The 24,126-nt window shown below is 66.8% G+C and carries 21 protein-coding genes and 1 pseudogene; 6 read left to right on the top strand and 16 right to left on the bottom strand.

Annotation, left to right across the window (positions count from 1 at the left end):
• Window positions 1-29 precede the first annotated feature (29 nt).
• Window positions 30-482: an Rv3235 family protein gene (locus tag ACFWIX_RS04375; RefSeq protein ID WP_377214859.1), complete on the top strand. Its 453-nt coding sequence runs from the start codon at window positions 30-32 to the stop codon at window positions 480-482.
• Window positions 483-487: 5 nt separating this feature from the next.
• Here the strand turns inward: ACFWIX_RS04375 and secA are convergent, their stop codons facing one another.
• The 7 genes from secA to mtrA all read right to left on the bottom strand — a co-directional run bounded on the left by secA (window position 488) and on the right by mtrA (window position 10,685).
• Window positions 488-3,229, bottom strand: coding sequence for a preprotein translocase subunit SecA (gene secA / locus ACFWIX_RS04370; RefSeq protein WP_377214858.1), 2,742 nt, complete (start codon window positions 3,227-3,229; stop codon window positions 488-490).
• A 113-nt stretch (window positions 3,230-3,342) separates the two neighbouring features.
• On the bottom strand, window positions 3,343-4,551 hold the full coding sequence (locus ACFWIX_RS04365) for a winged helix-turn-helix domain-containing protein (RefSeq protein WP_377214857.1): 1,209 nt from the start codon (window positions 4,549-4,551) through the stop codon (window positions 3,343-3,345).
• Window positions 4,552-4,582: 31 nt separating this feature from the next.
• Window positions 4,583-5,308, bottom strand: a complete 726-nt coding sequence (hpf, locus tag ACFWIX_RS04360; RefSeq protein ID WP_377214856.1) for a ribosome hibernation-promoting factor, HPF/YfiA family — start codon at window positions 5,306-5,308, stop codon at window positions 4,583-4,585.
• A gap of 131 nt (window positions 5,309-5,439) precedes the next feature.
• Complete coding sequence (locus ACFWIX_RS04355; RefSeq protein ID WP_377214855.1) at window positions 5,440-6,402, bottom strand: ComF family protein; 963 nt, start codon at window positions 6,400-6,402, stop codon at window positions 5,440-5,442.
• Between the two features lie 95 nt (window positions 6,403-6,497).
• Window positions 6,498-8,216, bottom strand: coding sequence for an LpqB family beta-propeller domain-containing protein (locus ACFWIX_RS04350; protein ID WP_377214854.1), 1,719 nt, complete (start codon window positions 8,214-8,216; stop codon window positions 6,498-6,500).
• Window positions 8,213-9,976 carry an MtrAB system histidine kinase MtrB gene (gene mtrB / locus ACFWIX_RS04345; protein ID WP_377214933.1) on the bottom strand — a complete coding sequence of 588 codons (1,764 nt, stop codon included), beginning with the start codon at window positions 9,974-9,976 and terminating at the stop codon, window positions 8,213-8,215. The genes ACFWIX_RS04350 and mtrB overlap by 4 nt, the downstream gene beginning before the upstream one ends.
• Before the next feature lie 34 nt (window positions 9,977-10,010).
• Window positions 10,011-10,685, bottom strand: coding sequence for an MtrAB system response regulator MtrA (gene mtrA, locus ACFWIX_RS04340; protein ID WP_377214853.1), 675 nt, complete (start codon window positions 10,683-10,685; stop codon window positions 10,011-10,013).
• A 189-nt stretch (window positions 10,686-10,874) separates the two neighbouring features.
• On the opposite strand from mtrA, the gene ACFWIX_RS04335 reads away from it, so the two are divergent.
• A complete protein-coding gene (locus ACFWIX_RS04335; RefSeq protein ID WP_377214852.1) occupies window positions 10,875-11,597 on the top strand; it encodes a DUF4166 domain-containing protein in 723 nt (240 codons plus the stop codon).
• Between the two features lie 76 nt (window positions 11,598-11,673).
• On the opposite strand, the gene ACFWIX_RS04330 is transcribed toward ACFWIX_RS04335, so the two are convergent.
• The 5 genes and pseudogenes from ACFWIX_RS04330 to ACFWIX_RS04310 all read right to left on the bottom strand — a co-directional run bounded on the left by ACFWIX_RS04330 (window position 11,674) and on the right by ACFWIX_RS04310 (window position 16,591).
• Complete coding sequence (locus ACFWIX_RS04330; RefSeq protein ID WP_377214932.1) at window positions 11,674-12,696, bottom strand: hypothetical protein; 1,023 nt, start codon at window positions 12,694-12,696, stop codon at window positions 11,674-11,676.
• 35 nt (window positions 12,697-12,731) lie between these two features.
• Entirely contained in the window at window positions 12,732-13,139 is a 408-nt protein-coding gene (locus tag ACFWIX_RS04325) for a chorismate mutase (protein ID WP_377214851.1), read from the bottom strand.
• A gap of 91 nt (window positions 13,140-13,230) precedes the next feature.
• Window positions 13,231-14,055, bottom strand: a pseudogene (locus ACFWIX_RS04320) (ABC transporter ATP-binding protein); the annotation flags it as partial.
• A 13-nt stretch (window positions 14,056-14,068) separates the two neighbouring features.
• Entirely contained in the window at window positions 14,069-15,196 is a 1,128-nt protein-coding gene (mnmA, locus tag ACFWIX_RS04315; protein WP_377214850.1) for a tRNA 2-thiouridine(34) synthase MnmA, read from the bottom strand.
• A 165-nt stretch (window positions 15,197-15,361) separates the two neighbouring features.
• On the bottom strand, window positions 15,362-16,591 hold the full coding sequence (locus ACFWIX_RS04310; protein WP_377214849.1) for a cysteine desulfurase family protein: 1,230 nt from the start codon (window positions 16,589-16,591) through the stop codon (window positions 15,362-15,364).
• A gap of 136 nt (window positions 16,592-16,727) precedes the next feature.
• On the opposite strand from ACFWIX_RS04310, the gene ACFWIX_RS04305 reads away from it, so the two are divergent.
• The 4 genes from ACFWIX_RS04305 to ACFWIX_RS04290 all read left to right on the top strand — a co-directional run bounded on the left by ACFWIX_RS04305 (window position 16,728) and on the right by ACFWIX_RS04290 (window position 19,836).
• Complete coding sequence (locus ACFWIX_RS04305) at window positions 16,728-17,669, top strand: J domain-containing protein (RefSeq protein WP_377214848.1); 942 nt, start codon at window positions 16,728-16,730, stop codon at window positions 17,667-17,669.
• Window positions 17,670-17,726: 57 nt separating this feature from the next.
• A complete protein-coding gene (locus ACFWIX_RS04300) occupies window positions 17,727-18,194 on the top strand; it encodes a tRNA (cytidine(34)-2'-O)-methyltransferase (RefSeq protein WP_377214847.1) in 468 nt (155 codons plus the stop codon).
• A gap of 219 nt (window positions 18,195-18,413) precedes the next feature.
• Window positions 18,414-19,022, top strand: coding sequence for an ECF RNA polymerase sigma factor SigK (sigK, locus tag ACFWIX_RS04295; RefSeq protein WP_377214846.1), 609 nt, complete (start codon window positions 18,414-18,416; stop codon window positions 19,020-19,022).
• 1 nt (window position 19,023) lies between these two features.
• Window positions 19,024-19,836: an anti-sigma factor domain-containing protein gene (locus ACFWIX_RS04290; protein ID WP_377214845.1), complete on the top strand. Its 813-nt coding sequence runs from the start codon at window positions 19,024-19,026 to the stop codon at window positions 19,834-19,836.
• On the opposite strand, the gene ACFWIX_RS04285 is transcribed toward ACFWIX_RS04290, so the two are convergent.
• The 4 genes from ACFWIX_RS04285 to ACFWIX_RS04270 all read right to left on the bottom strand — a co-directional run bounded on the left by ACFWIX_RS04285 (window position 19,833) and on the right by ACFWIX_RS04270 (window position 24,102).
• Window positions 19,833-20,612 carry a PIG-L deacetylase family protein gene (locus ACFWIX_RS04285; RefSeq protein ID WP_377214844.1) on the bottom strand — a complete coding sequence of 260 codons (780 nt, stop codon included), beginning with the start codon at window positions 20,610-20,612 and terminating at the stop codon, window positions 19,833-19,835. The genes ACFWIX_RS04290 and ACFWIX_RS04285 overlap by 4 nt on opposite strands.
• 3 nt (window positions 20,613-20,615) lie before the next feature.
• Window positions 20,616-21,566, bottom strand: coding sequence for an electron transfer flavoprotein subunit alpha/FixB family protein (locus tag ACFWIX_RS04280; RefSeq protein ID WP_377214843.1), 951 nt, complete (start codon window positions 21,564-21,566; stop codon window positions 20,616-20,618).
• Window positions 21,567-21,580: 14 nt separating this feature from the next.
• On the bottom strand, window positions 21,581-22,372 hold the full coding sequence (locus tag ACFWIX_RS04275) for an electron transfer flavoprotein subunit beta/FixA family protein (protein WP_377214842.1): 792 nt from the start codon (window positions 22,370-22,372) through the stop codon (window positions 21,581-21,583).
• Window positions 22,373-22,632: 260 nt separating this feature from the next.
• The gene (locus tag ACFWIX_RS04270; RefSeq protein WP_377214841.1) at window positions 22,633-24,102 is read right to left on the bottom strand and encodes a S1C family serine protease; all 1,470 of its coding nucleotides are present in this window, start codon (window positions 24,100-24,102) and stop codon (window positions 22,633-22,635) included.
• Between the last annotated feature and the right edge of the window lie 24 nt (window positions 24,103-24,126).

Here is a 24,126-nt window from a genome sequence, read left to right as displayed (position 1 = left end):
TCAACCACGTCACCGACAAGGGGAACCCCATGACCGCAGTAACACCGATCCAGAATGCACAGGGGCTGGGGAAGAAGGCCGGACAGCAGGCAAGACCCCGGCCGCAGAGTCAAACAGCAACTCCCAGCGACGATTCTTCCGAGATCCGTGCCATCACGCGGGGTACGGTCCAAGCGGCAATGGAGGTGCTGGCCGGTATCCGGCCCGTCCACCAACTGGCACGGCGGCTTGATCCGCGGTGCCTGGCCACCCTGCAGCACAGGGCGGCCCTGATCCGCCGCGAGGCAACACGCACGGCCAACCCGGTCCTTGCACGGCTGCACCGTAACTCCAGTGTCGGGTCGGTCCGGGTCTGTGAAGTGTCGGAGGGAGTCTACGAAGCCAGCGCCGTAGTCGTGGACGATGTCCGCGCCCGCGCAGTCGCTGTCCGCCTGGAACGGAACAGGCAGGTCTGGCGGGTCACCGAACTCGTCGTTGGCTAGTCAGGTCAGTTCCGCTTTTTCCTGGCCCGCTTGGCGGCGTCCTGTGCGGCAGCCTTCGCTGGATTGCCGGACCGGCCGGACCCCGACGAACGGGTCTCCACGCGGGTCTGGGCTCCGCCGCTCTCGCTGGGAGCCGTGTACTGCAGCTGTGCAGGCTTCTCAGGAGCCTCCAGCCCGGCTGCCCGGACCTGCGGTTCAACATGCTCGGTGTGCGCGCCCGCGGCGTCCTGCACCACGACATCGCGGGCCGGGGTCACTTCGACTTCGAGGTTGAACAGGAATCCGACGCTCTCTTCGCGGATGGCCTCCATCATGCTCTGGAACATCACGAACCCTTCGCGCTGGTACTCCACCAGCGGGTCGCGCTGGGCCATGGCACGAAGCCCGATCCCTTCCTTCAGGTAGTCCATCTCGTAGAGGTGTTCCTGCCACTTGCGGCCGATGACGGACAGCACAACCCGGCGTTCCAGTTCACGCATGCTTTCCGAACCGAGGGCCTCTTCGCGGGCCTGGTAGACCAAGCGTGCGTCGGAGAGGATTTCCTCCTTGAGGAACTCCGCCGTAAGCCTCGACTTGCCCCCCGCTTCTTCAATGAGCTCCTCCGGCGTGATGCTGACCGGGTACAGCGTCTTGAGGTTGGTCCACAGCTGCTGGAAGTCCCAGTCATCTCCGTTGCCCTCCACCGTGGCGGCGTCGATGAGTGCGGAGATGGTGTCCTCCACGAAGAACTGCACCTTCTCATGCAGGTCATCGCCTTCCAGGATCCTCCGGCGGTCGCTGTAGATAGCTTCGCGCTGCCGGTTCAGGACGTCGTCGTACTTCAGCACGTTCTTGCGCTGCTCGGCGTTGCGTCCCTCCACCTGGCCCTGCGCGGAAGCGATGGCCCGGGACACCAGCTTGGATTCCAGTGCCACGTCGTCGGGGACGGAACTGTTCATCAGGCGCTCGGCGGCGCCTGAGTTGAAGAGCCGCATCAGGTCATCGGTCAGCGACAGGTAGAACCGGGACTCACCGGGGTCGCCCTGGCGGCCCGACCGGCCCCGAAGCTGATTGTCGATGCGGCGGGACTCGTGCCGCTCTGTACCCAGGACGTAGAGCCCGCCCAGGTTCAGGACTTCCTCGTGTTCGTCCTTGACCGACTGCTTGGCGGCTTCCAGGGCTGCCGGCCACGCGGCCTCGTACTCTTCCGAGTTCTCTTCCGGATCAAGCCCCCGCTTGGCGAGTTCAGCGACCGCGGTGAATTCCGCATTGCCACCCAGCATGATGTCCGTACCGCGGCCGGCCATGTTGGTCGCCACGGTCACCGCACCCTTACGCCCGGCCTGGGCCACGATGGCCGCTTCCCGGGCGTGGTTCTTTGCGTTCAGGACCTCGTGGCGGACGCCTTCCTTGGCAAGCAGCCCTGAGAGGTATTCGCTTTTCTCGACGCTGGTGGTACCCACCAGGACCGGCTGGCCCTTGGCGTGCCGTTCGGCGATGTCGCGCACCACGGCGTCGAACTTCACGGTTTCGTTCTTGAACACCAGGTCCGGTTGGTCGATCCGCTGCATGTCGCGGTTGGTGGGGATGGCCACCACGCCCAGCTTGTAGGTGCTCATGAACTCCGCGGCCTCGGTCTCGGCCGTACCGGTCATTCCTGAAAGCTTGTTGTACATACGGAAGTAGTTCTGCAGAGTGACGGTTGCCAGCGTCTGGTTCTCCGCCTTGATCTCCACGCCTTCCTTGGCCTCGATGGCTTGGTGCATGCCCTCGTTGTAGCGGCGGCCGGCCAGGATGCGGCCGGTGTGCTCGTCAACGATGAGGACTTCGCCGTCCAGGATGACGTAGTCCTTATCCCGCTTGAAGAGCTCCTTGGCCTTGATGGCGTTGTTGAGGAAGCCGATCAGCGGAGTGTTGGCGGACTCGTAGAGGTTGTGGATGCCCAGGTAGTCCTCGACCTTTTCGATTCCGCTTTCAAGGACACCGACAGTACGCTTCTTCTCGTCCACCTCGTAGTCGGCTCCGGGCTGGAGGCGCAGCACCACCTTGGCAAATTCGCTGTACCAGCGGTTGGTGTCACCCTGCGCGGGGCCGGAGATAATCAGCGGCGTCCGGGCCTCGTCGATCAGGATCGAGTCCACTTCATCGACGATCGCGAAGTTGTGGCCGCGCTGCACCAACTCGTTCTTGTCCCACGCCATGTTGTCGCGCAGGTAATCGAAGCCGAACTCGTTGTTGGTGCCATACGTAATGTCTGCGGCGTACTGCTGGCGGCGGACGGACGGGTCCTGGTTGGACAGGATGCAGCCGCTGGTGAGGCCCAGGAAACGGTAGACACGGCCCATAAGATCCGACTGGTATTCGGCAAGGTAGTCGTTCACCGTGACCACGTGAACTCCCTTGCCCGAAAGCGCGTTCAGGTAGGCCGGAGCGGTGGCCACCAGGGTCTTGCCTTCACCGGTCTTCATTTCCGCGATGTTGCCAAGGTGGAGGGCGGCGCCACCCATCAGCTGGACATCGAAGTGCCGCATTCCCAAGGTCCTGGATGACGCTTCCCGGACGGCAGCAAACGCTTCCGGGAGCAGGTCCTCCAGCTTCTCGCCGTCCTGGTGCCGCGCACGCAACCGGCCAGTCTCGGCGCGGAGCTCGGCATCCGTGAATGTCTTAAAGGAATCCTCAAGGGCATTGATGGAGTCGGCATAATTCCTCAGCTGCCGGAGTGTTTTCTTGTCACCCGTGCGGAGAAGTTTTTCGATAAGTGATGCCACGTGAAGATGCTCCCAGTCTGATGCCGCCGAATTCTGGCGTTTTTAGTCTACGGGAGAGACCCGCCGCACATGCCACCGTTCAGGGGCAGGTTTCCCTGAGAGCGAAGAACCGGTCAGGAGCCCGCCACAACCCTGGCCAAGGCACCGGAAAGGTCCCCCATCGGATGGACCTCCACCGCGTCGAGTCCCAGCCAGCCTGCCATCAACGCCAGTTCAGCAGCGAGTTCGACGGCGGTGTCCGCCGGTGCGTGCGGCTCGGCAAACGCCGATCTCACCAGCAGGCGACCTCCCTGCCGGTCCGCCTTCAGGTCAACGCGGGCCACCATGGTGGCCCGAAGCAGGAACGGCAGGACGTAGTATCCAAAGCGCCTCTTATGCTGCGGCGTGTAGATCTCAATCCGGTAGTGGAACCCGAACAGTTCCTCCAGCCGGCGCCGTTCGAACACCGCGGAGTCGAAGGGGCTCAGGAGCGCGCGGCCCTCCGCGCGCCGGGGCAGCCGTGCCGCAACGTGCCGGAAGACAAGACGGTTCCATCCCTCCACTGCCACAGGTTCCAAAACTCCCCTGCCCACCAGGAAATCCACAGACTCCGCCGTGGCCTTCACAGGCGTACGGAAATAGTCGGCGAAGCAGCGTACCGTGCCGATCCCATGCGCCTGTGCTGCCGCCTCCACGAGCCGATGGAGCGCCTCGGCCCGGTCAAGGGGGGCGGCGGTGTCCAGTGGAGGCATGATGCGTTCAGCCAGGGTATACCTCCGCTCGAACTGTTCCGTCCGGGACGCTGCCGCCACCACGCCTGCTTCAAACAGGTGCTCCAGAACCCTCTTGACCGTGTTCCATTTCCAGCCCCAGCCGTCGGCAGGTTCGGTTTCGACATGCCCCAGCCGGGCAGTGAGTTCAGAGGCAGTGAGGGGCCGGGACCGTTCCAGGACGCCGAGGATTCCTGCGGCGACGGAGTCCCGCACCTCCGGGTTCAACCGTCCTGCGCCCACCCATTCACGCTTCTGCCACAGGAGCAGATCCCGGTAATGTCCCGGCCGGATAAAACTGGCTTCGTGCGCCCAGTACTCCATCATCCGGCGGGGGTGGCTACCGGCCATCCGCTGCAGGATGGAGCGGTCATACGGCCCTAACCTGGAGAAAAACGGGAGGAAGTGGCTCCGCGCCAGGACGTTGACGGAATCAATCTGGACCAGCTGGAGCCGGGCAAAGGTACGGCCCACCGCCCGTGCTGTCACGGGGCCGGCGGGCCGTACCTTGTCGAGTCCCTGGGCTGCCAACGCGATCCGCCGGGCCTGGTTCAGGCTCAGCTTTGCGGGCACATCAGTCCTCTCTTGAGCGGGTTACGCCACCCTAGGCGTTCGCGGCGGCGTCATCCGAACGGTAGGCGAGGATCTTTTCTTCTACGACGGTGTCTCCCGGCTCGCATTCGTGGTCCAGGGTGATCACGCCGTAGGTCCAGCCACGGCGGCGGTAGACCACCGAGGGAGTGTTCGTGGCCTTGTCGACGAACAGGTAGAAGTCGTGGCCCACAAGTTCCATGTTGTCCACGGCATCATCCAGGGACAGCGAGGCAGCCGGGAAGACCTTCCGGCGGATCAGAACGGGCGAATCGCCGGCCGGAATGTCATTGTCCACGTCGTAGGGTGATTTCTCTGCCGGGGCCGCAGCTGCGTCATTGCGGTGGCTCGCTTCAAGGTACAGCGGCTCCTGGGTACTGGCGGGCTCAAGGGAAGCAGTTGCTTCGCGGACGGCCTTGGGCGTGTGGCGCCCGTGGTGGACCTTCTTGCGGTCCTTGGCACGGCGAAGCCGTTCCAGCAGCTTGTTGTAGGCCAGGTCGAATGCTGCGAACTTGTCAGCGGCGCTCGCTTCGGCGCGGATCACGGGCCCCCTGCCCAGCACCGTCACTTCGACAGTCAGCTGGTCGCCGGTCTGCCGGGCATTGGTCTCCTTGGACACTTTCGCGTCGACGCGCTGGACCTTATCCCCCAGCGATTCGATCTTTGAAATCTTTTCCCCGGCGTATTCACGGAACCGGTCTGAAACCGTCAGATTTCGTCCGCTGATCATAAACTCCATGGTGCCCTCCAAATGACTTCGGTGACACGACGGCGGAACATCCCTGGGCCGATCTGCCTGACAGTCGAGCCCCTCTCCGAGCCGCCATCGAAAGGTACATTCTGTTCTTTGTACCCATCACCGACGTTAGTTCATCGCCACGCGTTATTCATCTTTTCTTGGTTTATTTTTTCCGGGCCGGCAGCCTCGGCACGCAAGGGCGCCCTGCCCACCCCGATCTGGCCGGCGACGGCGGCATCCGGCGGCCGGGCGGCAGCCAGCACCACCGCTCCGGACACTTTGGCCCCTCCGGCGTGCAGTGCCCGGGCAGCCTCGGACAGGGTTGCCCCGGTGGTCAGGACGTCGTCGACGATGATGCAGCGGAGACCCGCGACGCCCGCCCGGCGTACCCGCATGGAACCCCGGACGCGGCTGGCCCGGGCGCCCCGCCCGAGTCCTTTTTGGCCGCCGCCGGACAGACCACGCAGCGGTCGGGGCGGCCAGCCCGCCGCCGTGCGTGACTTGGCGAGCACGTTGGCGACCACCATCCCGGGGAGCTGCCGCCCCGCAGCCGCAAGGAGGAGGTGGACGGGACTGAAGCCACGGCTCAGGTAGGCGGCCGTGCTGGTGGGCACAGGCACCAGGGCGGTTCCTCCGGCGTCGTGCGGGACCGCTGCCTGCACCGCCCCTGCCAGGGCCCGGGCCAAGCACTCCCGCAGTTGATGCTGACCGTGCCGCTTGAAGGAAAGGAGCGATTGTGCCAGTTCCTCGCGGTAGACGCCTGCGGCAACCACCGGCAGCAGTACCGCCCCGTCCACGTCCATCAGGGCGGGCGCGCCGGACTCCGCCCTGAACGGTTGCCTGGTCAGGAGCCGGAGGCGGCGTTGGCATGGAACGCACAGGGTGTGGTCCTCTGCTCCGCAGGCCACGCAGTCCACCGGGACGGCCAGGGCCAGCAGGTCCGCGCAGGCACCGGCCGCGTGATCGGCAAAACGCAGCATGGCGGAAGGCTGCGCCGCCCGGTGGCGGCCTGCGGGTTCAGGCGGGGGCCCAAGGTCGGGGTCCTGGCCGGCCGGCCGGCCGGACCTCCCGGGCGGGTTCTGCGGGGTGCTCATTCCTGCATCATGCCCGGGCCACCGGGCATGATGCACGGAGGTCTGTCCCTATGTGGATAAACCCTCCGGCGTCTGGTCAGGCCGGGGAGGTCGGATCAGCCGGGAAATGCCGGATCAACCGGCCCCGTGATCTGGGGCGACCAGCCGTTGCCCAGACGCTGGAAGATGCCCTCGGCTGACTGCCCGTAGATCTCGTCTGGCCCGTTTCCGGCGCTGAGCGCAACCAGGCCGGGCCACGGCGCCAAGGGCTGGGGTTCGCCGGAGGTGAGAGACAGCAGCTCCGGCGTGACGTTCGCAGCCTTCGAGCCCTTCATCACAGCCACCGTGGTGTCCGTGACCCATATCCCCTGGTCCGGCTGGCCGGAAGCAGCCAGCGTCACCGGCGTGGTCAGCTCCCGCGGAGTGCCGTCCCTGCCCCGGATGATGCCTGCAACCTGAACGCGGGTCTGGCCGCTTTGTTCGGAAATCACCAGCGCCCGCACTCCTTCGCGGGAGATTCGGAACTCCTTGACCGTCCGTCCGGCCAGCCAGGCCGGCCGCAAAGTCACGGCAGGTGCGGCCAGGCCCGGGGCGGTTCCTGCGGGCCTGAAGGCGGCCACCTCGGTTCCTCCGGAAGCACCGGGGCCAGCTGTCCACACCCAGTCCTGGAGGTCGAACGAGGGCCTGGTCAGAGTGCTCCGCGTTGTGAGGGCGCGCGGCGTCTCCCCGGGAAGGAGGCTGTAGAGCGTCGACCGGCCCGCGTTAAGGAACGCGGCCGCCTGGGATACAGGCGATTCCGCCGGGTAGCGCGGACCGAAGGACGAGACGGGCTGCATGTCCGGCAAAGGCGAAATGCGGTTGTTCTCGTACCGGGCCAGTTCCCTGTCGCTGATGGCGATCTGGCGTGAGGGAACGCTCTTGTTCTGCACGGGCGGCAGGACCGTGCCATCGTCCTCCACCCGGACCAGGTCCTGGTTGGCCCGCAGCTCCACGTTGACCACATCAGGCTGGCTGCGGAAGGTAAGTGTGAGCTGCATCTGCATCCGCAGGCGGTCCTCCGCGGATGTGGCCATCAGTTCCTTGGCGCTGAGGTCCACCTGGGCCGCTCCGGACACCACCGGCACGGATTCGCGGGCCAACTTGATCCCTGACGGAAATGCGCTGGCCACGGCCCCCCGAAGGTACGGCGCGGGCCCGGCCAGCAGTGCACTGGTCATCGCTTTGACCGTCTTGTTCTTGATGAACCAGCGCACATCCGGAACCGCGTAGGTGAAGCTGGGGTCGTAGAAGTAGATGGGAAAGGCTCCGTAGATGACTTTGAACGTCTCTTCGGGGATGGCCGTTCCGTCCGGGATTTCGGAGATGCGCCATTCGCCATCCACCTGGGCCACCGTCACCGGGATTTTTTCGATGGTTCCCTCCGGTGACTGGGTTGCGATGCCGTCCGCATCCACCGTGTATGCCACGTCGAGCTCGTAATTGTAGACGTTCTCGGTCTTCGTCGGGACCACCCGCGCGTCCCGGTAGACGAGGGCCCGCTGGTCCGGACGCCAGGACACGGACGAGGCCTGCGTGAGGTACTGGCGCGCCACGGCGTAGTCGTCTTCGTAGCCACTGCCTGCCCGGTAGAAATAGTCGATGATGGTGTCCGGCGATGCCCCCTTCTGGGGTGCGGCAGGCAGGAAGACGGGCGCACTGACGTTGCCGGCGCTGCCCTCGCTGCTCTTGCCCACAGGCCCGGAGGTGGGAATGCGGGCGCAGGCCGGCAGCAGCAGGACCAGCAGGACCAGCACGAAGGCCAGCAGCGGCGCCTGCCTCGGTCCGGGGCCGTTCATTCCTTCTCCTTCGACGTAGCGGCCGGGGCCAGCGACCCGGGCTCCAGCAGCACCATGGTGCGTGATTCCGATCCGCCCGGAAACATGATGTCCCCGGGCTCCAGCTGGACCGGGGAAGCTTCGATTTCTTCGCCCTGGCGCAGTGGCAGGGTCAGCCGGAAGTTGGCGCCGCCGCCTTTCCTTCCCCACGCCTGCAGCCAGCCGTTGTGGAGCTTGGTGTCCTCCATCGCGATGGAAAGGCCCAGGCCGCTGCCGCCGGTGGTGCGGGCGCGGGCAGGATCGGCACGCCAGAAGCGGTCGAAGACCCGCGCTGCCTCGGCCGGTTCCATCCCGATGCCGTGGTCCCGGACGGCGATACCGACGGCGTTGCCGTTGGCAGCCACCGTGACTGTGACGGGCTTGCCTTCCCCGTGCTCCACGGCGTTCAGGATCAGGTTGCGCAGGATCCGGTCGATGCGGCGGGCATCCATGTCAACGACAATCGGCTCCGCGGGCGCACGAAGGATGATCTCCGAGCCGTATTGGGCCGCAACGGGCGCGGCGCCGTCGATCACGTGGGAAATGACCTGGACGATGTCCTCCGGCTCGGCATCAAGAACTGCCACGCCGGCGTCGAAGCGGGAGATCTCCAAGAGGTCCGAGAGCAGGGACTGGAACCGTTCCACCTGGTTGTACAGCAGCTCGGCCGACCGCTTGTTGATGGGATCGAAGTCTTCGCGTGCGTCATACAGGACCTCCGCGGCCATCCGTACCGTGGTCAGCGGCGTCCGCAGTTCGTGCGAGACGTCCGACACGAACCGCTGCTGCATCTGTGACAGGGTGGCCAACTGCGTGATCTGCTCCTGCAGGCTCGCAGCCATGTGGTTGAAGGACGCGCCAAGGCGGGCCACCTCGTCTTCGCCGCGGACCACCATGCGTTCCTGCAGCTGTCCGGCGGCAAGTTTCTCCGAGACGGTGGCCGCATGGCTGACGGGACTGACCACGTTCCGCGTGACATACCAGGCGACGGCGCCGATCAGCAGGACCAGGACTGCGCCGCCGGCCCACAGCACGCCCTGGATTTCGTCCAGGGTCTGCTGGGCGGTGTTCAGGTCGTAGATCAGGTACAGCTCGTAGACAGTGCCGTTGAAGGTCACCTTGTTGCCCACGGCGATTCCGGGGCGGTCCTCTGTGCCGACAGGTATCACGGTGGATGCCCAATACTGGTCCTTGCCGGACTGCTGCACGGCCTTGCGCAGTTCGGGCGGAATCACGCTGACGGTCAGCTGGTCCGAGGCCCGGGATTCAACCCAGCGGTTCCGCGGTTTGGTCTGCTCGGGAACAGCTTCGAACACGTAACGGCGCTGGATTACCGAGCCGCGGCCTTCGACCGCGTTGAGCGTGTCGTAGACCAGGGTGATGACGCTGGACTGGTCGGTGACCTGGGCGCCGTCGAACGTTTCCTGCACCTGCTTGACGTGGTAGCGGGTTTCGGATTCCGCCTGGGTAAGGCGTTCCTGGAACAGGTTGTGCGCGATCTGGTTGGAGAGGTACGCGCCCACTACGGCAAAGGAGGTGACGGCGAGCAGGAGCGTGGTGAGCACCGTGCGGAACTGGAGGGAGCGCCGCCACCGGCGCTGCAGCATGCGCGCCACATAGCGGAGGCCGGGGAGAAAACGGCGGACGCCCATCCGGACCAGACGCCATACGCGGAGGCCCACGATCAGGGCGCGCCGCTGCCAGATCCTTGAACGAAAGGCCAGGCGGCGAAGGCGGAGCATCACCGCTTCAGGGTGGTCCGGCACGCGCCGGGGATCAGGCCCCTGCTTTGTAGCCGACACCACGCACCGTCAAAACGACCTCGGGAGCTTCCGGGTCCTGCTCGATCTTGGACCGCAGCCGCTGCACATGGACATTGACCAGGCGCGTATCCGCGGCGTGCCGGTAACCCCAGACCTGCTCAAGCAGCAGCTCGCGGGTGAACACCTGCCACGGCTTGCGCGCCAGTGCCACCAGCAGGTCGAACTCCAGGGGGGTCAGCGAGATCCGTTCGTTGCCGCGGCTCACGGTGTGGCCCGCAACATCGATGGTGATGTCCGCGATGCGCAGGGTCTCGGGGGCCTTCTGGTCCCCGGGACGGAGCCGAGCGCGCACGCGGGCCACGAGCTCGGCCGGTTTGAAGGGTTTGGGCACGTAATCGTCCGCACCGGACTCCAGTCCCCGGACGACATCCGAGGTGTCCGACTTGGCGGTCAGCATCACGATAGGCACATCCGATTCGGCCCGGACCTGCCGGCAGACCTCAATGCCGTCCGCACCGGGAAGCATCAGGTCCAACAGGACCAGGTCCGGCCGGGATGAGCGGAATACGTCAAGGGCCTGTGCGCCGTCCGCGCAAAAGACCGGTTCAAATCCGTCGTTGCGGAGGACAATCCCAATCATTTCGGCCAGCGCTTCGTCATCGTCAACAACCAGAATGCGTGCCTTCATAGTTATATATTCCCTTATCAGCGAGCCTTTGTCGTGTTGAGCGGCGCCCGGCATGGCGCGGGCGGGAACGTACGACGCCGGAACTATAGTCTGGGGGCATGCGCACTTGTGCGCGGCGGAGGAAGCCCGTACCCGGCACACGCGGGCACCCCCGGTCCCCGGCCGGCGGCGCCCATCAGGAGGTCAACGATGAACATCCCCATCTACCGGCAGGCGCTGGGTGCGGACTATGCCCGGCTCCAGCCCGAACTCCAGGAGTACTTTTCGCTGGTTCCCGGCTCCGGCCAGTACGGCGTGGGCGAAGGAACCTTCGACGTGGTGGGTTGCCGGCAGGAGTGGCTGCGCCCGCTCCTGCGGCTTGCCTCCGGGGAGCAGGCGTTCTTCCCGGAGTACGGCGAAAACATCCCGTTCCGGATCGAAAACCATGCACACCAGGATCCGTTCGGCCGGTCCAGCCTGACGGCGCGCCGCGAGATCCGTTTTCCCGGCAGGACCCGGATCTTCCAGGACACCACCAGCGCAGTCACGGACCGCGGCAGCGGGGTGCCCCGGCCGGATACGCGGCTGGTTGACTATGTGGGCCGGCGCCGGAACATGGTCACCGACCTGAACCTCTCCGTCACTCCGGAAGGCCGGCTCCGCGGAGTCTCGGAAGCCGCGAGACTGTTTGTTGGCCCGTTCCGGCTTGCCCTTCCGGCAGCCCTGGACGCCAAAGCCTACGCGGAGCAATGGTGGGACGGTGCCGCGGGCAGGCACCGGATCCAGGTCAAGGTCATCCAGCCCCAGGCTGGCCTGGTGCTGGTCTACGCGGGCAGTTTCGACTACCGGCTCCGGCCCTACAGCGGTGCCAGCCAGGCCCGCAGTTTCCTCCCGCGCTACGCGCAGCCGGACCGGTGGGAGAACCGGGTCTGACAACGTCCGGCGCCAGCCGGGACGGGCCTCACGGAGAAAGTCGGGAATACCCACCGGCCAAGCCGGCTGGCGGCCCTTAGTGCGCCAGCTGGTTGAGCCCGTCCGCCACCTGCGTGAGCCTGCGGAGCACCGCCGTCGCCTGCGCCGGTGTGTGGCCGGCAAGTCCCGCCGAGGGAGTGACCCGCAGCGACGCAAGGCCGGAGGCCGAAAGGCCGAGCTCCCGCCACGGGCGCCATACTGAGTCCACCGCAGCCGCCGTGGACTGGAGCTGTGGGCCGGAGACGTCCAGGGCGCCAAGCCACAGCCGGTGCCCGGCTTCCACGGCCCCGGCCAGCTGTTCCCACTGGCGGAACGTCAGCGCCCTGACCGGCACCGCTATCCCGTCCGCACCGGCGGAAAGGACCTGCCCGAACGGTGCTTCGATTTCGGGGACTGCCACCACGACTTCGGCAGCTCCGGCCTCCCGCAGCGCCGCAGTGACCAGGCGCCAGGCTTCCCGGGCTTCAGACTCAGGCACCGCCCGCAGGGTGCGATAACCGCTGGCAGTAGGAATGGCGCCGGCCAGGACAGCGGCAATATCCGGTTCATCCAGCTGCACCACCAGGCGGGCGCCGGGAACCGCCGCAGCCACCCGGGCCAGGTGGCTGCCCACGCCTGCCGCCAGGGATTCTGCCAGGTCACGACGGGCGCCGTGATCGAGCAGCGCCCGTTCACCGTTATGGAGGTGCAGTCCGGCGGCAAGGCTCAGCGGCCCCACCAGCTGGAGCTTGATGTCGGCGGCAGGCACATCCTCGGCGCCTGCCACGTCCGCCAGGATATTGATGTCCGTGGAAAGCGCTGACGCCGCCCGCTGGAAGTCCTTGCCCGGCCGGTCCACCAGCCGCCAGCCATACGGCTGCACGTCAACAGCCAATTCCTCAAGCAGGCAGGCTGTCCGGCCCAGCGCATCGGAGCCGATGCCCCGGGCCGGGAGTTCGGGGAGGAAGGGCAGGTGCGGCCTGCCGAGTTCGCCGCGGATGATGCGGGCCGCCTCAAGGGGATCCTCCCCCGGCCACGGCCCCAGCGCGGTGGCCGTCACTTCAGCCGGGGGTGCCTGCATACCCGTCCCGCCGCCGCCGCGCTGTTCTTCGAGGCTCACGCGCGGGCCGTCGCCTGCGGGTGCTGCCCGGCCGCCGCCTGGTGGTCCTCGGCGATGGCCTCATGATGGCGGATCACTTCGCCGATGATGAAGTTCAGGAATTTCTCCGCAAACGCCGGGTCCAGGTGCGCATCTTCCGCGAGCCTGCGGAGCCGGGCAATCTGGGCGGTTTCCCGGCCCGGGTCCCCTGCCGGCAGCCGGTGGGCCGCCTTCAGGAATCCCACCTTCTGCGTCGCCTTGAACCGCTCCGCGAGGAGATACACCAGCGTGGCGTCGATGTTGTCGATGCTCGAACGGATGGACAGCAGTTCAGCCATCACCGAATTGTCCACCTGGCCAGCCAGCGAACTCGCTGAGGGGTCGTACTCGTCAGGCGCGGGAGAAGGAGGATTGTGCTGCGTCATGATTCCAGTCTATGGGCAGCGGGTGAACCGCCGCGGGTGTTAAGCGCCGGCCCGGACAGGTGTCCGGAACCGGCGCCCAACGCCAGGGACCTCAGTGTGCCAGGAGCGCCCGGTGCGCTTCGCGCCGCGCCTGCTCGTCCGGATCGGGCACGGGCAAAGATGCGAGGAGGCGCCGCGTGTAGCCATGCTGCGGATTGCCCATCACTTGGCTGCCGATGCCCTGCTCCACCATCCGGCCCAGCTCCAGCACCTTCGCCTGCACCGATACGTCGAGGGCCGACGTCGGCTCATCGGCGATCAGGAGCCGCGGGTTGAGGCTTAGTGCGCGGGCAGGGACGCGCGCTGCCGCTGCCCACCCGAGAGTTCGTGCGGATAGCGAGCAGCGTACGACGCCGGCGGCTGGACTGACTCGAGCAGCTCAGCAACGCGTTTACGCCCCTCCGCCGCAGAAGGCCGGGTGTGGATCAGCATGGGCTCGGTAATGCATTCGCCGATGGTCAGCTGCGGGTTAAAGGACGCGGCCGGGTCCTGGAAGACGAACCCGATATCCTTGCGAAGGGGCTTGAAGGTGCGTTCCCTCAGGTTGAGCATCTCGTACCCGAGGACCTTCAGGCTTCCGCCCGTGGTGCGGTTAAGTCCGGCGATGGCCCGCCCGATGGTCGTCTTACCGGAACCGGACTCCCCCGCCAGGCCGAACACCTCACCGCGGGAGAGCGTGAAGCTGACGCCGCCCACGGCACGGAACGTGCGGGTTCGCAGCCTGCGAGGCCACGCGGTCGGCGAGGTCCGCCGCTACTCCCATGTTGTGGGTAATCAGCACGATGGAGGTACCGCACTTGTCCCGCAGGTCCCTCAGCAACTCCAGGATTTCCGCCTGCACGGTGACATCCAGTGCGGACATCCTGTGAGTTGAGACACAGCCTCAATTTTTAGAGCTCAGCCCGCTGCAGGGACCTGGCGGCGTCGATGGTTGCCTGCCCCAGTACGCGGGTGCCCTGGTAGAGCACCACCGTCTGGCCGGGGGCAACACCACGCAGCGGCGTTTCCAGGCGCACCACCAGGCCCCCGGCACCATCAGCCCCGGCGTCCATGCGGGCCCGGGCAGGGACCGGATCACCGTGGGCACGGACCTGGGCATGGCAGTCGAACTCAGCGCCGGTGGCAACCTCGGCAATGGGCAGCCCGGCCCAGGAGACCTTGATGCCCTTGATCTCGTCGATGGCCAGCAGCGCCTCGGGGCCCACCACCACCTTGTTCTCCTTGGGGCGGATCTCCAGCACGAACCGGGGTTTGCCATCGGCTGCCGGCGTGCCCAGCTTCAGACCGCGCCGCTGACCCACGGTGAAGGCGTTGGCGCCGGCATGCTCGCCCACCTTGGCGCCGGACTCGTCCACGATGTCGCCCGTGGCCATGTCGATCTTCTCTGCCAGCCAGCCTGCGGTGTCTCCATCCGGAATGAAGCAGATGTCGTGGCTGTCCGGCTTGTTGGCAACGGACAGTCCGCGGCGTTCGGCTTCGGCGCGGACATCGGCCTTGGATGGGGTGTCCGCCAGCGGGAACATCGAGTGCTTGAGCTGCTCGTGGGTCAGCACGCCCAGGACATAGCTCTGGTCCTTGGCCCAGTCGGCGGCGCGGTGCAGTTCGCGGTTACCTTGGGCGTCCTCGATGACCTTGGCATAGTGGCCGGTGCACACGGCGTCAAAGCCCAGCGCAATGGCCTTTTCCAGGAGGGCGGCGAACTTGATGCGCTCGTTGCACCGCATGCAGGGATTGGGGGTGCGGCCGGCGGCGTACTCGTCGATGAAGTCCTGCACGACGTCTTCCTTGAAGCGCTCCGAGAAGTCCCACACGTAGTAGGGAATGCCCAGAACGTCGCAGGCGCGCCAGGCATCCCGGGAGTCTTCGATGGTGCAGCAGCCGCGGCTTCCGGTGCGCAGAGTTCCGGGCATGCGGGACAGCGCCAGGTGGACACCGACAACATCGTGTCCGGCCTCGACGGCGCGGGCGGCTGCTACGGCGGAATCCACGCCGCCGCTCATTGCTGCTAGAACTCGCATACTGGCTTTCTGTTGGGGGTCGGCCCTGTGGCCTGAGGGGAACGGACCGCCGGCTGTCTCCGGGAAGGTCCTCGCCCCTCTATTCTACGGACCGGCGCAAATTTACAGACCTGTACAAGTCCCCCGCTGGCCCTCGGCTGCCCTGCCACCATCGTGGAGAATGGTTCAGGGCTCTCCCCCGGCCCTCCTGGCAGCGGTTGCCGCTGTCTGGATGGAGGATTCGTGCCCGGCCATCCCGGCCTGCCTGGCCCGGGCGTAAGCGTCAGGCAGGGCTGCGAGGAGGGCATCGACGTCGGCCGCTACTGACGCGTGTCCCAGCGAGAAGCGCTGCGCGCCCCGGGCGGTCTCCTCGTCCAGTCCCATAGCGAGCAGCACATGGGACGGCCGCGGCACACCGGCAGTGCAGGCAGAGCCGGTGGACGACTCGATGCCGGCAAGGTCAAGCAGGAAGAGGAGGGAATCGCCCTCGCAGCCGGGGAAGGTGAAGTGCGCGTTGCCGGGCAGGCGCCGGCTGCCTGGGGCGCCGCGCAGGACGGCTTCCGGGACCCGCTCCCGCACGCCGTCGATCAGCCGGTCGCGGAGCGCGCTGAGCCGCGCACTCTCAGTGTCAAGGTTGGTGGTGACTATCCGGGCAGCGGCGGCAAAGGCCGCGATGGACGCGGTATCGAGCGTTCCGGAGCGGACGTCGCGTTCCTGTCCGCCACCGTGCAGGACCGGCGTCAGTGTGACGGCGCGGCCCAGCAGCAAGGCACCGACGCCCACCGGACCGCCGATCTTGTGCCCGGAAATGGACATCGCGTCCAGCCTCGAGGCCTTGAAGTCCACCGGCAGCGACCCGAAGGCCTGCACGGCATCGGAGTGCACGGGAACGGCTACCGCATGGGCCAGCTCCACGATCCGGCCGATGGGCTGGACGGTGCCCACCTCGTTGTTGGCCCACATGACGGTGACCAGGGCGATGTTTTCCGGCTCACGTGCGAGTTCGCCCTCAAGGAATGCCAGGTCCACCGTGCCCTCAGCGTCAACTGGCAGCCAGCACACCTCCGCCCCTTCGTGGCGTTCCAGCCACTCCACGGTGTCCAGGACGGCGTGATGTTCGACGGCGGAGCACAGGATCCGCCGCCGTGCCGGGTTTCCCGCCACCCGGGACCAGTACAGGCCCTTGACGGCAAGGTTGTCCGCCTCGGTACCGCCTGATGTGAAGATCACCTCGGAAGGGTGGGCGCCGGCGGCGGCGGCAATGGTTTCCCGCGCATCCTCCACCGAACGCCGGGCCCGGCGGCCGGAACCGTGGAGCGAGGACGGATTGCCGGTACGCGCGAGCTCCCTGGTCAGCGCGGCGAGTGCCTCCGCCGCGAGGGGCGTGGTGGCTGCATGGTCGAGGTAAACGGACACCTTGTAATTCTAGCCGCCCGCGTCCCGGCAGACCGGGCCGGGGAACCTGGAGCCGGGAGGGATTCGTTGTCTGGAAGGACCCATAAACTGGGCACACGGCCGGCCCCGGCACGGCGCCCGAACAAAGGATGAGTGCTTGACCCAGAGCAGCAGCCACTACCAGGTCCTGAAGGTGGCAGTCACCGCCACCGAGAAGGAAATCAAAGTGGCCTACCGGCGGGCAGCCCGGAGCGCCCATCCGGACCATGGCGGGGATCCCGCGGCGTTCCGGAGGGTCACTGCGGCCTACGAAACGCTCATCGACCCACAGCGGCGCAGGGCCTACGACCGGTCCTACGCTGCCGGCTCAGGCGCAGCCGTGCCCGAGGAACCGCACTTCGACGCACCGGCGGCGGGAAGCCGGGCTTCGGCCACCGTGCACCGGCCCGGGAAGCAGCGCAACACAGCCGGCGACCCGCCGTCGTATCTTCCTCCCTACGACGCTCTGGCACCTGGAACCGTGCCGCTCATTCCCTTGTCCGTGGCGGCACGGCAGGTTCATGGGGAACCCCGGAAGCGGGGCATTTTCGGCGCCGAAGCCCGGATCCAGCGCGAACTGCGGACCGTGCAGCTGATTACCCGCCAGGTCCTGCCTGCCATACCGGCGGCACGGCTGATCAACGGCCTGCAGTCCCCCGCCGACAACAGCCATATCGACCACGCCTTACTGTCCGGATATCGGCTGGCCCTCATCGGCTCCATGCTCCTGCCCAAGGGCGCGTACGCCTGGGACGGGCAGACCCTGAACCACGGCGGCCGGTCCATTCCTCCGCCGCGCCTGGCCGGAGTGGTGCGGGCGATGCAGGACATCTTTCCCGAGTTGAACGTGACCGGGTGGACCGTGGTGTTGAGCCCCGGCGGCAACCTGCACGAGCCCGTGATCGACCAGCACCGCCGGGCCGCGGGCGCGCTGGAAACCGTCCACGTGGTCAACGCAGCCGGGATGGTGCGCGGAGTGAAGGAGTTTCTTTCTTCCGGGCCGGCGCCGAACACGGTGAATGTTCCGGTCCTCGCGCGGCTGCTGCGGGGAATGCACTGAATCCGCTGCGCCGGCGGCTTCCGGCGCACCGCTTTCCTGCGCGGCTAGGATGGAACGGTGTTCCGCATCCTCTTCCATTCCCCCGAAATCCCCGGCAACACGGGAAACGCCATCCGGCTCGCCGCCATCACCGGCGCCGAACTGCACTTGGTGGAGCCGCTGGGTTTCGACTTCTCGGACGCCAAGCTGAAGCGCGCCGGACTCGATTACCATGACCTCGCAGTCGTGACGGTCCACCGCAGCATCGAGGACGCCTGGCAGCACCTGCAGCCTGAACGGGTCTACGCCTTCACCTCGGACGGTTCCGTGAGCTACACGGACATCGCCTACCAGCCCGGGGACGTCCTGATGTTTGGACAGGAATCCGTGGGGCTGCCGCCGGAACTGAAGTCTGATCCGCACGTGACGGCCACCGTCCGGCTGCCCATGCTCCCTGCCCTGCGCTCGCTGAACCTGGCCAATGCGGCTTCGATCGCCGTCTACGAGGCCTGGCGCCAGCAGGGATTCGCAGGCGCGCAGGTCTGAGGACGCCGGCAGGACCTGTACCGGCGCGCCCGGCCGGCACGCACCCATCCGCCGGGCTCTCCGCACCGAATGACATCCGAGGACATTCCACACGGGAATGTTCCCGGGAGACGCAGGGAGGTGCACGTGACGTTGCTGGGAACGGATCTGCGTGCACGAACACGTCACGCCGGGGCAACTGCCCTGGAATCACCGCAGGGAGACTTATGCTTGGTAGTAATGGAAACTCCCAATGCTCCCAACTCCGAGGCCGCGGCCGCGGTGACAGAGCCTCCGGCCGACCTCAGCCAGCGCCTGACGGAACTGCTCGAACGCACGGGCAGGGGCGACCAGGCGGCCTTCTCGGAGTTCTACCAGCTGACTTCACGCCGGGTCTACGGCATGGCGCGCCGCGTCCTTATCGACCCGGAATTGAGCCAGGACACCACACAGGAGGTCTTCCTGCAGGTCTGGCAAAATGCGGCCAAGTTCGATCCGCGGGCCGGCAGCGCGCTCTCGTGGCTGATGACCATCTCGCACCGCCGGGCCGTTGACCGGGTCAGGTCGGCCCAGTCAGCAACGGACCGCGAAGCCAAGTACGGGGCGACCACGCAGGATATCGACCATGACTCGGTCTCGGACGAGGTTGGCAGCAGGCTCGAGGCCGAAGCCGTGGTCCGGTGCCTGGGCACGCTCACGGAAACCCAGCAGGAGTCCGTGCGTCTGGCCTATTACGGCGGCCTGACCTACCGGGAAGTCGCCGAAAAACTGAACGCCGCAGTACCCACCATCAAGTCGCGCATTCGCGACGGACTGATACGACTAAAAACCTGTTTGGGGGTGAGTTGAGATGACAGACATGAACAAGGGACGCTCCACTGGATCCTTCGGGGACGCGATAGCCACTGACCTCGCCTCCGGACGGGCCGTAGACCTGGCCGAACTTTACGCCCTGAACGCGGTCACGGAGCAGGAACGGCAGGCCATTGACGGGTACCTCTCGGCCGCCCCCGAGGCCGAACGTACTGCATTCTTCGAGCGTGTCCGCGTTGCCAGGGAGACGCTGGCCATGACGTTCCGCGCCGAGGAAGAACCACCGGCAGACCTCTTCGACCGCATCGTGGCCCAGCTTCCGGCCTCTGTGCCGGCCCCTGCGCCGGGGCACGACCCGGCCACGGACGAACTGTCGCTGGCCAGGGAACGGAAGCTCCGCCGTCGGCCCACGGGCACGCGGCGCTGGTTGGCCGGCGTGGCCGCAGCGGCCGCCATCGCACTGGGGGGCGTCGGTGTCGGCTCCTATCTTGCCGACCAGAACGATCCCATGAACCAGGTGGCCCGGGCCCAGGACGTCCGCCAGGCATCGGTGCAGGTTGCCGGCGGCGGCACCGCCACGGTGCTCATCTCCTCCGAGAAGGATGCCGCCGTGGTGAAGATGAACGGCGTCCCGGCTCCACCCGAGGGCAAGGTCTATCAGATGTGGCTGATACCGAAGGACGGTTCCGCACCGGTCTCGCAGGGGCTCATGGACGCCGAGGCGCTGTCCAAGCCGGCCATGGTCAAGGGCATTTCCTCGGCCGCAGCGCTCGGCATCACGGTGGAGCCTGCCGGCGGTTCCACGTCCCCCACGCTTCCGACTGTTGCCGCAGCTCCGCTGGGAGCCTAGAAACCCGCGATGGTGCCCGGGCCGTTGATTTCCACCACGTGGAACGCTTCGGCGCTGGCACCGTCCGGCAGCCCGGCTCGTGCGGCGTTGCGGCGCATCCCCTGGCGGACCGTTGCTTCCATCGCCGCCACGTCCGGATGCTGGCTCACGTGGACGTGGATGGCCTGCAGCTTAGCTTCGACGTGGACCGTCACGTCAACGAAGTGGTTTTCCCGTTCCTCCGGCCCCGCGTAGAGCCACAGCCAGGGCAACTTGTATGCGGCCAGCCCGGCCTCCGCCAGTTCCGGGTAGGCGAACGGGTTCTCCAGTGCCGGATACACGGCCCTCGTCACAGCTTCCCCCGCCGCCAGGTGATCCGGATGGCTCTTCTGGATCCGCTGCCAGTTCCGTTCGGGGTGCATGGCGAGTACGACGTCGGGACGGACCTCCCGGATAAGCCTCACCACGGCCTTCATGACCTCGTGCGAGGGCTCAAGGTAACCGTCCCGCTGGTGCAGGTAATGGATGTCGGTGACGCCGACCAGTGCGGCGGCGCGGCGCTGCTCGGAATCGCGGAGTGCGATGATGTCCGCGCGGTGCGCGGGGTCGAAGCCGCCCGCGTCGCCGTCGGTCATGATGCAGTAGCTGACCTCAATCCCCGCGGCGGTCCAGGCGGCGATGGTTCCCGCAGCGCCGAAGTCGATGTCATCCGGGTGGGCCGCGAAACAGAGCACCCGCCCAACCCGGTGGATCTCCGGGTTGAACGGGCTCTGTGCGCTGGCCGTCGGATCAGCCAACAATCAGCCTTTTCGCTTCTTGATCTCAGCGGTGGCCTGCGGCAGGACGTCGAAAAGGTCGCCCACGATGCCGAAGTCTGCAATTTCGAACACGGGCGAGTCGGCATCCTTGTTGATCGCGACGATCACCTTGGAGGTCTGCATGCCCGCTTTCTGCTGGATAGCTCCGGAGATGCCCGCGGAGATGTAGAGCTGCGGCGAAACGGTCTTACCCGTCTGCCCCACCTGCGCGTCGTGGCTGATCCAGCCGGCGTCGGTGGCTGCGCGGGAAGCGCCCACGGCTGCGCCCAGGGCGTCCGCAAGCTCTTCCACCGGTCCGAAGTCGCCGTCAAGGCCACGCCCGCCGGCCACGACAATGCGGGCGTCGGTCAGGTCCGGGCGGCCGCTGGCCACTTTTTGTTCGCGCCCGGTGATGCGGGCTGCCGTTGCTGCTGCGTCCGCCGGAACCTCTACGGTGGAGACGGCCGGGGCCGCCGCAGGGGCCGGCTCCGGGGTGACATTGTTGGCCTTGACCGTAAGGACGGTGACGGGCGTAGTGGCTTTGCAGGTTGTGTTGTACGAACCGGCCAGGACCGACTTGTGCGCGGTGCCGTCAGGGTCCACTGCCACGACGTCGGTGATCACGCCGGCGTTCAGCCGGATCCCGAGCCGGGCTGCAATTTCCTTGCCTTCCGGAGAGTTGTCCAGGAGGACGATGCCGGCGCCGGCGCTTTCGACTGCGGCGGCCAGGAATGCCGCCTTGGGTGCCACCAGGAAGTCGTCGAGGTCTGCAGAGGAGGGCCGCAGCACCGCAGTGGCGCCGTATTCGGCCAGGGTGGCGGTGGCTGCCTCGGTCAGATCACCGTTGACGGCTACCGTGCTTGAACCCAGGGTACGGGCCAGTGTGAGCAGCTCCAGATGGGCCTTCTTCAGCGAGGCACCGGGGTTGTCAATGAATACGAGTACGTTTGCCATGTCAGTGATCCCTACTAGAGCAGCTTCTGGGCGGCCAGGAAGTCGACCAGCTTGATGCCGGCGTCGCCTTCGTCCGTGATGATGGTGCCTGCGGTGCGCGGAGGGCGCTCCTCAGCGTTGGCTACCGTCGTCCAGGAGCCGCTGCGGCCTACCTGGCCTGTGTCCAGACCTATGTCCGCCAAAGACAGCGTGGTGATGCTCTTGCGCTTGGCGGCGATGATGCCCTTGAAGTTGGGGTAGCGGGGTTCGTTGATCTGGTCCGTCACGGACACGACTGCCGGCAGCGGTGCTTCGACGGTTTCCGAAAAGGTGTCCGCGTCACGGCGCGCGGTGAGGCGGCCGCCGTCCACGTCCAGCGAGGACGCGAAGGTCACCTGCGGCAGGCCGAGGCGTTCGGCGAGCTGCGCCGGAACCAGGGACGTCTCGCCGTCGGTGGACGCCATGCCGGTGATGATCAGGTCCGGCTGGCCGAGGTGCCGCACTGCTGCTGCGAGCGCCAGGGACGTGGCGGCGGCATCCGAGCCGGCCAGCGCGTCGTCACTGAGGTGGACGCCTTCGGTGGCACCCATCTGCAGGGATTTCTTGACAGCGTTCACGGCTCCGGCGGGACCCATGCTCAAGGCAATGACCTGGTTGCCCGCCTTGCTGCCACCGCGGGCCTCGGCGAGCTGCAGTGCTGCCTCCAGAGCGTACTCGTCGAGTTCAGACAGGATGCTTTCACTGCGGTCCGCGGTGAAGCCCTCCCCGTTGAGGTGCCGGTCGAACTGGGCGTCCGGGACATGCTTGACCAGGACGATGATTTTCAATGTCTCTTCCACTGTATTTACAGCAGCCTTCCATGCTTGTGGTCAGCCAGCCGGGTAAGGTCATGGCCGCGGAAACGCCCGGCGTACGGGTAGCTCCTAGCTAACCATATAGGCCCGTGCGGGTGCCCCCTTCCGTTAACCCCCGTGTCAGCGGCACTTGCAGCGGCCCGGCAACGGGCGACGGCGGGGCCCCCACCCAGGTGGGGACCCCGCCGTCGTCCGCCCCTCGTCTCCCGGGGCCAGGGGATGGTGCAGGCCGGTTAGCTTGCCGCCTCACCGAGGGTGACCTCCAGCGTCCGCTCCTGGCCGTTGCGCAGGACGGTGATGTCCACCTTGGTGCCCGGGGCCTGTTCCCGCACAGCGGCGGTCAGCTGGTTGGGTTCGCCGATGGAGAGATCGTTGAACCGCGTGATCACGTCGCCGGTCCGGATTCCTGCTTTGTCGGCGGCGGAGCCCGGCTCCACGCTGGCCACGTCGGCCCCGACGGAGAAGCCCGAGTTCGAGCCCGAGGCGGTCTTGCCCTTCACGCTGACACCCAGTTGGCCGTGCGAAGCCTTGCCGGTGTCGATAATCTCCTGAGCAACACGCTTGGCGTGGTTGATGGGGATACTGAAGCCCACTCCGATGTTTCCGCTCGTTGAGGATGCCTCGGATCCGGCGGAGGCGATGGCCACGTTGACGCCGATGACCTCGCCCTTGGTGTTGACCAGGGCACCTCCCGAATTGCCGGGGTTGATGGCCGCATCGGTCTGGATGACATTGATGGAGATGGACCCTTGGCCGGACGACGGCCTGCCCTGCCCGCCGCCCGGGGGCGCGAACTGGAAGCCGCCCTCGTCGTCTTCTGCGTTGTCCCCTTCCTCGGGCGCTGCGGAAGAAGCAACGCTGATGGTCCGGTTGAGCGTGGAGACGATTCCGTCAGTCACGGTGCCTGTCAGGCCCAGCGGCGAGCCGATCGCAATGGCGGTGTCGCCCACGTTGAGTTTGCCTGAGTCGCCCAGCGTGGCGGGGGTCAGACCGGAGGAGTCCTCGACCTTGATCACAGCGAGATCCGACAGCGGGTCGGTTCCCACCAGCTTGGCCGTGACGACGCGCCCTTCGCTGGTCCGGACTTCCAGGGAGGCGTTGGCCGTCTGGCCGTCCAGGGTGACCACGTGGGTGTTGGTCAGGATATGTCCCTCGTCGTCGAGCACGATACCCGAGCCGGTGCCGCCTGCGCTGCCGCTGGAAGCGCTGATGGTGACAACGCTCGGTGTGGCCTTCACGGCCGCTGCCGTAATGGCGTTCACTTCGTCCTGGTTGTTGACGATGACGGTTCCGGGCTGACTGCTGCCCCCGGCCGAGGACTGCCCCGCATTGCCGAACAGCTCTGCCGAGCCCACCGTGGCCACTCCGCCGCCCACCAGGCCGGCCGCGAGGATGCTCGCCACAAGAGTCCCGACGCCGAAGCTCGCCTTGCGTCGCGGCGCATCCTTGGGGTCGGGTACATAACCTCCTCCGTGCTGCGGACCATGCTGGCCCTGCTCGCCGGAGAAATGGGCTGGCTGCCCGTAGAAAGGCTGGTGCCGTGGATAATCCGGGCGGCCGGCAGCCGGGATTTCCTGCGTGGGCTGCTGCCCATAGGGCTGTTCCATGCGCCGGGTGGGATGCTGGTCCGCTGGCTGCCCCGCCGTCCGGTCCTCCCCGCGGCCGCCCTCGGGCGCTCCACCGGGCGTATGGTTCTCAGTCATGGGACTTCCTTTCATCCTCGTCTG

The organism is Pseudarthrobacter sp. NPDC058362 (assembly GCF_042723515.1).
Lineage (GTDB): Bacteria > Actinomycetota > Actinomycetes > Actinomycetales > Micrococcaceae > Arthrobacter.
The sequence above is the reverse complement of the archived record's forward strand: the minus strand, read 5'-3'. Positions and strand labels throughout refer to the sequence as shown.